Here is a 10,903-nt window from a genome sequence, read left to right on the forward strand (position 1 = left end):
TTTTGTATTACAATATCATATTGCTGCAAAGCTTAAGTAATTCAGATCAACCCCCATTGAACCCGCATATTAATCATTTTCTTGTAGCAAAACTCAGTGGATGCGGGTTTCTGACGCTATTGAAAAACCTGGCTTTTTGCTTCAATAAATTTCGCAAAAGGCCGGTTTTTCTAATGCGGGGCTACCTGCATCCATCCCGCCAACCATCCCGCATTCAAAAACTTCACTATCCCGCTTTTTCAGCGGAACAGGCTGTTCGTTTTTGAATAATGCAGGATAGATTGAAGTAAAAAACGCTAATCTTCATCCTTTCAGTATCGTATTATAACAAAAACTGAAAATTATACATTTTAGTCATTGATCTGGTTCAGTAATTCATCCACGGCACTTTTTAGCTGTTCATCCTTTCCCTCAGCCTTGCCGGCGGGATCATTGTTAACAATGACATCAGGAACAGCAGGGCCATGTTCCATGTTTTGATCGGTTTTCTTGACATACCAGGCCCTGAAGGGTAACCGGATGTATGAACCATCGATCAGTCTGCTTCCTCCTGTGGAGATAACGGCACCGAACGTGGGTGTTCCCACCAGCGTTCCGACATCCAGTGTTTTGTAAGCATGGGAAAAGATCTCCGCATTGGAATAACTGTTTTGATTGCACATGGCAATGGAGGGCTTGGTCCATGCCGAAAGGTTCAGCCTTTCAGCAAATGGATAATGTTCCCTGAATTTTTCATGGTTTTTCTCAAGATCATCCGTTGCTCCCCTGGGTATGGTATAGGCATGTTGCTGTACATTGAGTACAGTCATCAGATAGTCGGTTGTCCAGCCCCCACCATTGAACCGTACATCAATCACAATGCCTTTTTTGCCATAACCGCTTGCCGTGAGTTCACGTTGAAATCGTTCAAAACTGTTCCAGTTCATGGCCTGTACATGGATATAACCAAGCTGGCCGTCACTGTATTGTTCTGTCAGTTTTTTGCGTTCCTCAACCCATTCCCGGTATTTCTCCCTGCTCAGGCTGTTTGTGGGACGGATGATTACGTTTCTGGTGCTTCCCTCTTCATCCTGCACTTCCAGGTATATTTCCTTTTTCTCTTTGTTGATCAGATATTGATACAGGTTATTGCCGGCCACTTCTTTTCCGTTAACCATTGTGATGATCTCACCTTCATTCAGCTTGCTGAATGATTTATCTGCCGGCGAATTGGGAATCACATGTGTGATTTTTGCACCTGTTTCATATGGTACAACTTCAACACCAAGCAGTCCGGTTGTGATATCTTCCGTTTCTGCAAGATCACTCCCATATAATCCCATATGACTGGCATCAACCTGCCCCAGCATGATGTTGAACATATCCCGGAAATCGCGCCTTGTAGATGCGGTTAATGCCCTGGATTTGTATTTCTCCTTCAGTGCTTCCCAATCTTGTCCGTGGAAATTCGGATCATAGAATCGACTTTGGAGCAGCGACCAGCCGTTTTGAAAAATTTCCTGCAATTCTTCCTGTAACTGAATATCCATTTCCGCGTTCACTGATACGGACTTCAATGCTTTATCCTTTGGATTCAGATGAGCCAGGCTGCCTCCTTGTCTGAGCATATATAATTTGCCCGAGTTGTGGTCAATCTTCAGGTTTCTGGCTCCCTGCTTGTCATCGGTCAACTGGGTCATATCTTCTCCATTCCATTTGATGCTGTAAATTTCTTCGTCGGCTTTGTAAGTTTTCCAGCCGTCCCGGTTGGAAACAAAGTAGAAGGTTTCTCCGTCCTTTGAGATCAACAGGTCGGACTCGTTTCCGGGCAGGCCGGTGACCTGCTCCAGGCGTTCGTGGATGTTTTCCAGGTCAATCTCTACTTTTACCGAATCTTCTTGTTTTTTGTTATTCTCTTCCTCTTCATCGTCCATTTCCTGCCAGTCTTCCATGGTTTTTTGCCAGTCTTCCGTTTTTAGCCAGGCAAACCAAAGGTCTCTGTCGCCGTTGTTCCTTTCCGAAAGGAAGCCCAGCTTGCTTCCGTCAGGGCTCCAGAAAGGCTGATAATCCCCTTTGGGATGCATGCTGACATTTACGGGACCCTGGCTGTTGTCGGCTGAATGAATGTAAACCTCGGAATTGAAATTGAGGTCATCCAGTGAATAAGCCAGCCATTTGCTGTCCGGGCTCCAGGTGAGCCCACCGGGAGAGGCCCATCCTTCCCTGAGTGTGGTTGTATTGGTGAGCTCTGCCTGTTCAGTATCGATCTCTGCTGTGATGAGGGTTCCGTTATCCCGTATAAAAGCAATTTTATTACCGTCGGGAGAAACGGTAGGGTTTTCCTCGGGCTCTTCGGTATGGGTCAGCCTGAGGGTTTCAAATTTTAAACTTTGATAAAGATTGGTATGTTCGGGATCCGAAGAGCGCAACAGGTATATATCCTTTTGTCCTTCGCGGTCGGAAACAAAAACCAATGTAGTGTCATTGACCCAGTCGAGGTCGAAATCCCGGTAGGGATGTTCGGTTAGCCTGACTGTGCGTGTTTTCTCTTTCTTGTTATTGACCAGAAACAGTTCGCCCCTTACGACAAAAGCCGTTTGCTTTCCATTGGGGGAAAGGGCATAATCGCTGAGGTTGCTGTTGTATGTTTTGTGCTTTACCGGAACATGCCTGTAGTCCCGGGTGAGATTCAGGGCCAGTTTTTGAGGCCGGTCGTCTGTTTCCTTTTTAATATAAATATCAATCCCTTTTTCAAATGCCAATGTGCTGCCATCGGAACTTACGTCAAAATAACGTATTCCGTTTTCCGCTGCATCTGTCAGGGCTACGGCGCTGCCTGACTTCTGGCCGTTGTTATCCAGATTGATCCTAAATATATTGTATTTCCCATTTCTGGAGCTTATAAAGTATAAAGTATTGGAGCCTACCCAACGGGGTTGAAAATCATTTCCCTCATAGGTGGTTATCTGGTGATACACATCATTTTCCTTGTCATATACCCAGATATCTTTATTGGCAGGGCCTTTATAATCTTCCCTGGTTTCTCGGCAGGACCCTCTTACAAAAGCAATGAACCTTTTGTTGGGTGAAAGCACCGGTGTATATCCTACAGCATCCAAAATACGCCGGGGTGTTTCTCCATCCAGAGATACTTTGTATATCTCTTCTTCCCGCTCTACCTGTGCAAAGGCCCTGTTGGTGGTAAAAGCCACGTCATTTTCCGATAACCATCCGGAGGCCCGGTCGTTGGTTGAATGGTAGGTCAGGCGGCGGGTTTCACTTCCGTCCGTATTGATGGTGAACACATCTTCATTCCCGTAGCGGTCACTGGTGAATGCTATGTGGCTGTCATCCGGGCTCCAGTGAGGCATTCCTTCATATCCCTCATGGATGGTCAAACGGTTCGCTATGGACGCGTTGTTTAGATCTTTTACCCAGATATCCCCCTGATAGCTGAAAGCTAACCGGGAACCATCACTGTTTAACGAGGGATAACGAATGAAAAAGTTGTTCTCCCGGGCCTGAATGGACATCAAGGCTGGAGCAAGTAATATCAGTATTAAGAGCAAGATGGGTCTTTTAAGCATAACAATCGGTTTTTGTAAATTGAACATATTTTAATCGGTTTGTTTAATATACTTTTGATAATATTTACAGTATTCAGTCAGCGGACATTGGTTGCATTTCGGATTTCTCGCCGTGCAGATATACCTTCCGTGAAGGATCAGCCAATGGTGTGCTTTGGGGATCAGATCTTCGGGAATATATTGTATCAGTTGCTTTTCAGCCTGGAGCGGGTTCTTTGCCTTCCAGGTCAGGCCAATTCTTTCGGAAACTCTGAATACGTGGGTGTCAACAGCCATGGCAGGCTTGTTGTAAAGAACAGAAGCAATGACGTTGGCAGATTTTCTTCCCACACCGGGCAGTTTTTGCAGGTTTTTAACATCATCCGGAACATTGCCGTTGAATTCTTCAATTAGTGTCCGGGCCATGCCTGCCAGATGTTTGGCCTTGTTGTTGGGATATGTGCAGCTTTTAATGTATTCATAAATTTCTTCAGGATGGGTTTCTGCCATCACCTGTGGAGAAGGAAATGCCTCAAGAAGGGGAGGCGTGATCATATTGACCCTTTTATCCGTGCACTGGGCAGATAATATCACAGCTACAATCAGTTCAAAAGGGTCATTATGGTTCAGCTCGGTTTCCGCCAGGGGATGATGTTCCCTGAAATACTCCATCACCTTATCTATTCGTTCTTTTCTCGTCATTAATATAAATTCTTATTGCAAAAGCCGATGCGGTTTTATAAAGCCTATTCACACACCCAAAATTAAAACAAACCATGCTGTGGAACAAATTTATCGGTTTTATTGTGTGGAAAGTGCTGTTATATGTATAATTTTATGGCCTCAAAAGAGAAAAAGGGATTCGTATGGTAAGTTACTTACAGGTAAATGGGCTGACCAAGGCTTTTGGGGATCTGATACTGTTTGAAGATCTGTCTTTTGGAATAGCCAGGGACCAAAAGACGGCATTGATTGCGAAAAACGGAATCGGAAAAACAACATTGCTGAATATACTGGCAGGAAAAGATTCGCCTGATAAAGGAGATGTTATCTACCGGAATGATATCAGGGTAGGATATCTGGCCCAGGAACCTCAAATGGATCCTGAAAAGACTACCCATGAGTTTGTCTTCCGCTCTTCAAATAAGATGCTCAAAGCTATTCAGGAGTATGAACGAGCCATGAATAGCGGAGAGCCTGAAAAGATTTCCACTGCTTTTGATCAGATGGATCGTCTGGGTGCCTGGGATCATGAAATAAAGGTCAATCAGATTCTTTCCCAGCTCAATATTGAGGATTTCAACAAGAAAATCAAACAACTTTCAGGCGGCGAAAAGAAAAGAGTGGCACTTGCAGAGGTGCTGATTCATGAACCGGATTTCCTGATCCTTGATGAGCCTACCAATCATCTCGACCTGAATATGATTGAATGGCTGGAGGAATATCTGAAGAATTTAGCTTTTACATTGTTGATGGTAACACACGACCGATATTTCCTCGACCGAATATGCAACGATATTCTTGAGCTTGAAGGTTCATCCCTGTACCGTTATAAAGGAAACTATTCCTATTTTCTCAGAAAAAGAAAAGAACGAATCCACAATCAGGAAAAGGAAGTTGAAAAGGCAAAAAATCAGCTCCGAAAAGAAGAAGACTGGATCAAAAGGATGCCTAAAGCCCGGGGAACAAAAGCCAAACACAGAATCGACAATTATTATCGTTTGAAAGACGTTGCTGCTCAGGAAAGGGAAGAAGAGACCATGAAAGTGGATTTCGAGGCCTCCCGCATGGGCAAGAAGATTATGATTGTTAAAAACCTGGGTAAAAATATTCAGAATGCCCCTTTAATTGATGGCTTCTCCTACCAGTTTGAGCGGTATGAAAAAGTAGGTCTGGTTGGACCCAATGGCAGCGGAAAAACCACTTTCCTGAACCTGATCGTGGGCGAAGACCAACCCGATGAAGGTTATATTGAAGCCGGCGAAACCATTCAAATAGGTTATTACCGGCAGGAGGGCATGTCATTTGACGAAGATCAAAGGGTGATAGATGTCGCCCAGGGAGTGGCTGACGCTGTTACTATGGGCGATGGAAGCGTATTGACCGCCAAACAGTTCCTGAACTACTTTCTTTTTGATTATGACAAACAATATGTGAAGGTGGAAAAGTTAAGTGGCGGAGAAAAACGCCGTTTGTATCTGCTTACCATATTAATGAAGAAGCCCAATTTTCTGATCCTCGACGAGCCTACCAATGATCTGGATATTATGACCTTAAATGTGCTGGAGCACTATCTTCAGCAATTCAACGGGTGTGTACTGATCGTATCGCACGATCGTTATTTTATGGATAACATTGTGGATCATATTTTCGTTTTTAGGGGCAAAGGTGAAATAAAGGATTTTCCGGGCACATACACTCATTACCGCGATCAGATCGTGAGTAGCTTTTACAATGAAAAGCCTGATAAATCAAAGAAAAAATCCAGTGGAAAACCCAAAACAAAAAAGAATAGTTCTGTTTCCTATCAACAGAGGAAAGAATATGAAAATCTGGAAAAAGAGATTGAAACCCTGGAGCAGGAGAAAAAGTCACTGGAAGAAGAGATGAACAGCGGTAAGCTGGATAATGACAAAATTATGGAAAAATCGAACAGGCTGGGTGAGGTGATGCGATTGATCGATGAGAAAACGGACCGCTGGCTTGAATTGAGCGAGATGATCAACAATTAGATGAAAGACTTTTTGGCTTTAGTCTTATATGACTGAATTTTGAGGTGTAACCAATACCTTAAATATATGGAAAACCGGCATAGAATTGATGATTTAAGAGAAAGGGAAAAAGAACTGAATTGTCTCTATCGGATCATGCAAATTCTGAAAGATGAGGAAAAGGACATTGACGATATTCTTAAGGAAGTGGTCGATGAGATCCCCTATGGATGGAGATTCTCCGGTATTTGCATGGTGAAATTGATTTATCAGGACAGGCAGTTTACAACACCCCATTTTTATGAGACCAAGTGGTATCAAAGTGCGGAAATCGTTGTGGATGAAAAGGTGATGGGAGATATCAGGGTGTATTATGCCGAGAATGTAACAGAAGGCCCTGAAAGCTTGTTTTTACCCGAGGAATATCAACTGCTGAAAAACATTGCCACCCAGGTATCCTTGTTTATATTTAACAGACGGCTGAGATATACGCTGAACTACCTTAGTAAGGAAAGTTCCTACAGTGAAAAAAAGGAGCTGTTGCCCCATGATTCGGATTATCATTGGAAATGGAGAGACATGATGGCTCATGTAATTGCGCAGCGTGCTGATTTTAAACGATTCGGGATCAAAGCCATTTATATTATAGGAAGTACCCAGGAAGGTACAGCGGGAGCAGGAAGTGATCTTGATTTGCTTATCCATGCCGATGCCGATGAAAGACAGAGAGAATTGATTAAAGCATGGATAGATGGATGGAGCAAATGTCTGGCAGAAGTAAATTATGAGAGAACAGGCTACCAGGTAAAAGATTTAATTGATCTGCATCTTGTCACCACCAGGGAACTGAAAGACAAGAAAGATAGTTTCGCTGCTATGGTGGGGAGACATGAGAATGCTGCCAAACTGATCAGAGAGGAAGAATGAAGGATATGATGCACTGCTTTTTTGTTTCCGATCTTCATGGAAATACCGGGAAATACGATAAATTATATCATCTTCTGCTTCGCCAGCCACCGGATATTCTTTTTATTGGCGGAGACATTCTGCCACATGGTTTTTATATGAAGAAAAAGAAAAGAGAACCGGAGGATTTTATCCGGAACCAACTGGCAGAAAGGTTTATCAAATTAAAAGAGAAGCTTGGGGAACGATATCCGAAAGTTTTTCTTATTATGGGAAATGATGATCCCAGGATCAATGAGGAAAGCATTATAAAGCTTGGTTCGCAATACCAGATATGGGACTACATCCACAAGCGACATGTGCAGTATGCCCATTATGATATTTATGGCTATGCTTTTGTGCCACCCACACCTTTCGGTTTAAAGGACTGGGAAAAATATGATGTTTCCCGGTTTGTAGACCCAGGGTGCAGCCATCCCGCTCAAGGTATGCGTACGGTAAAACCCGATTATGATCCCGAGCATGAAAATATTAAGAACGACCTGCATGCCTTGACTGAGGAGAAAGATCTTTCCTCTGCGATCTTTTTGTTTCATTCTCCTCCTTATGATACATCTCTGGACCGTGCAGCCCTGGACGGGAAAATGGTCGATTATGTCCCTATGGACGTGCATGTGGGAAGCATTGCCATACAGCGATTTATTAACGAGCGTCAACCCCTGCTGACTTTACACGGCCACATTCACGAGGCTTCTTCTATTACCGGCAGTTGGAGTGAAAAGATGGGCAACACTTTTGCCTTTAACGCCTCCTACGATGTAAAAGATCATCTGGCAGTAGTGGAATTTGAGCTGGAGAACCTCCGGAATGCCAAAAGGTTTATATTATAGTTGTAGATGTTGTTTGTTACTGATGGCATGCTATCCGCAGAATGATTGTTAAAAATTGATCCGGTATAGCATGACCGGGAAAAACCTTTGCTGGTATTCTGTAATGACCTTTTCCTCGCTGGTATCATAGGTTGTACTGAAGATGTTCCCGTGATCGGCGATGTTGGTGATGTCGAGGGCCCATTCCTGGGTGAAATGCTTTTTGTTTTGCTTGAAACTGAGGCGGCCGTCCATTCTGAAATAAGGATCGTATTGTTTTTCGTAAGATCTTTTTCGGTCATAAACTGCCTGGTCTGCTGCCCGTGACTTCGGCAGATCAATGGGTGTGTATCTTTTGCCCCCGGCTGTGGTCAGCCTCAGATCTATGGACAGGGTATTCTGGTTTCCCAGGGGAATTTCATAGCCTCCCAGGGCATTGATCACATAGGTGTTGTTGAATGCGGTATTTCTATGGATGCCATTGCTTCCGCTGTACTTGCTGTCGAATAGGGAAGCGGTGACCAGAAAGTAATAATTGTTGCTCAGGAATTTTTCCAGTGTGAACTCCAGTCCATAATTGTGGCTGGTACCCTGGTTGACCAGGCTGTCGACACGGGCCAAATGAAAGCTTGCTCCATAATTGGCCAACGAGAAGTAACTGTCTTTTCGCTCTACCGGAATGTCATACTGGTGCTGGTAATAGGTTTCTGCTTTCAGACGGAGGTTTCTCGTCAGGCTGTGATCGTACGACAGAACAAACTGGTTGCTCTTTGTAAAATCCAGATCGGTATTGGTTTGAATGTAATCTTCATCCGTCGTCCAGGTCTTTACAAAATACAGAAACAGTGGCTGAAGCTGTGAATGCGTCCCATATCCCAGACTTACTTTCTGGTTCTCACTGATGTTTTTTTCGGCGCTGACTCGGGGTTCCACCATCCATGTGTTGTTGTATCCAAAATACTGTCCGTGTATGCCTGCATATATGGAAAAATCATTTGTGAACCGGTGTTCCCATTGTCCGTGTGCCTGCCAGAGCATCAGGTTTTGCTTCCGGGAGTCGGTTTGGGTGACGTATTCGGGCTCCCCGGGAGCTCTGTCGTATCCCTGAAATACACTGTCAAGGTAATGGATTGAGTGGCTCTCCATACTCAATCCAAAATCAACGGTGTTCCGGGCGTCGAATTTTTTAACGAGCTTGCTGTAAAATCCCAACTTCCATTGCCGGTTGTTTTCATCATAGAACAATTTTTTGTCTCCATCTTGATATAGGGAATCGATATGGGTAGTAACCCGCGTACCCGAAACGGAGATGCTGTTTTTTATCCGGGTGTTTTCATTGAAGAAATGAAGGTGTGTCAGGCCGGTCACGGCCATATCCGATCCGTTTCTTGTGCGGTAGCCTTTGGGGGCATCAAAGGTTTTTGCCGTGCTGTCTCTTTCCTGCCCCAGGTCGATGTGACTGGTGCCGCCCAGCCCAAACATGGAAATCTTGCCTTTTTTGGTAGGAAAGTTGAGCTTGAAGGATAGATCCTGGTATTCCGGAACGGCTCCAACGCCCAGGTTGATCCCCAGCTCGTTCATAACGGAAAGGGTTGAATACCTGTAATTGGCCAGGTAAGAAGCTTTTGAGCTGTCGGAAAAAGGTCCTTCCGCACCCAGCTCAAACCCATTGAATCCCACCTGACCCACATATTCCCTGTTTTCATTGTTTCCGGTTCGCATTTTCAGATCGAATACCCCCGACAAGGCATTGCCGTATTCTGCCGGCCAGGCACCTGTAAAGAAGTCGGAATTGGCAAGCAGGTTGTTGTTGAGTATGCTTACAGGTCCGCCGGTAGCACCCAGTGCTCCGAAATGGTTGGGATTGGGGATGTTGATGCCTTCAAGTCTCCAAAGCAGTCCGATGGGCGGATTGCCGCGGATGATGATGTCGTTCCGCTGATCACCGGCGCTGATCACACCGGCATAGTTGGCTGCCATGCGGGCAGGATCCCCCCAGCTTCCTGCATATTTCTCCGTTTCTTCAACTGTGAAGGAACGGGCACTGACATGGGCCATCTCATTGCTGGGCTGGTCCTTTCTGTTGCCTCTTACCACTACTTCATCAAGTTCCTGAACATTTTCTTCAAGCCCGATATTCAGGAGCAGTTCTTTCCCACTTTTCAACAAAAGGTTGCGAAGGGTAATGCTTTCATATCCAACAAAGGACACCCGCAGGCCTACTCTGCCGACTGGCACATTTTCCAGTCTGAAATACCCGTCCTGATCCGTAGTGGTACCTTTAGGGGGATCACTTTCCAGAATCAATATGGTGGCACCTGGCAAAGGAGACTGGGTATGCTTGTCAAGCACTTCCCCCCGGATGGTCTGTGTCAATTGGTCTTCCTGCGCCTGCAGCCAGGTAATAGACAATATAAAAGGTATCAGCAGGATAAGCCGCCGCATGGTATAATAATTTGAATTTCCAAATCAAAAAACGTACCAGCCGGGATGAAAGTTCATTTATTTAAGGAAATTAATGCCTGGACACACGCAATTATCAAGACTTCTAATATTCCTTCCACCGGAATCCTTCCGGGTTCATTACGGACATGTTTTCCCCGGATTGGGTCAGAACCAGCAGCCCGTGTATGGCAGCAAGTTCATAGCTGTCGGAAGGGATGCTCATGCCGGCCACTGCTCCTATAAGCCTTTTATCGGCGTACTCACGAAATAACGGTTTAAATTTGGGCAGTTTACGGTTAACAAAGTCGGTTACATCATCGGGGTGGAGTTTGTATTTTACTTCAATGACAATGGTATATTCCCCGTTGTGAAGGACAATGTCATATTCTCCCTGCAGTTTTTTCGAGGTTCTTGCCAGGTGATCCAC

The 10,903-nt window shown here is 44.7% G+C and carries 7 protein-coding genes; 3 read left to right on the plus strand and 4 right to left on the minus strand.

Translation table 11 applies throughout. The features are described 5' to 3' along the window. Positions 1-350: 350 nt before the first annotated feature. Both KGY70_09480 and nth read right to left on the minus strand, forming a co-directional pair. On the minus strand, positions 351-3,566 hold the full coding sequence (locus tag KGY70_09480; protein ID MBS3775407.1) for a PD40 domain-containing protein: 3,216 nt from the start codon (positions 3,564-3,566) through the stop codon (positions 351-353). A 30-nt stretch (positions 3,567-3,596) separates the two neighbouring features. Next, entirely contained in the window at positions 3,597-4,247 is a 651-nt protein-coding gene (gene nth / locus KGY70_09485; GenBank protein MBS3775408.1) for an endonuclease III, read from the minus strand. A 164-nt stretch (positions 4,248-4,411) separates the two neighbouring features. On the opposite strand from nth, the gene KGY70_09490 reads away from it, so the two are divergent. From KGY70_09490 to KGY70_09500, 3 genes are all read left to right on the plus strand, one after another. Next, on the plus strand, positions 4,412-6,277 hold the full coding sequence (locus KGY70_09490) for an ABC-F family ATP-binding cassette domain-containing protein (protein MBS3775409.1): 1,866 nt from the start codon (positions 4,412-4,414) through the stop codon (positions 6,275-6,277). Positions 6,278-6,343: 66 nt separating this feature from the next. After that, complete coding sequence (locus KGY70_09495; GenBank protein MBS3775410.1) at positions 6,344-7,183, plus strand: nucleotidyltransferase domain-containing protein; 840 nt, start codon at positions 6,344-6,346, stop codon at positions 7,181-7,183. Positions 7,184-7,188: 5 nt separating this feature from the next. Beyond that, positions 7,189-8,052, plus strand: coding sequence for a metallophosphoesterase (locus tag KGY70_09500; GenBank protein MBS3775411.1), 864 nt, complete (start codon positions 7,189-7,191; stop codon positions 8,050-8,052). A 48-nt stretch (positions 8,053-8,100) separates the two neighbouring features. Here KGY70_09500 and KGY70_09505 read toward each other — a convergent pair whose 3' ends face one another. Beyond that, on the minus strand, positions 8,101-10,476 hold the full coding sequence (locus tag KGY70_09505; GenBank protein ID MBS3775412.1) for a TonB-dependent receptor: 2,376 nt from the start codon (positions 10,474-10,476) through the stop codon (positions 8,101-8,103). 103 nt (positions 10,477-10,579) lie between these two features. Beyond that, the coding region (locus tag KGY70_09510) for a hypothetical protein (GenBank protein ID MBS3775413.1) at positions 10,580-10,903 on the minus strand (324 nt) is incomplete at its 5' end.

This window comes from Bacteroidales bacterium (assembly GCA_018334875.1).
In the GTDB taxonomy this organism is placed as follows: Bacteria; Bacteroidota; Bacteroidia; order Bacteroidales; family UBA12077; genus JAGXLC01.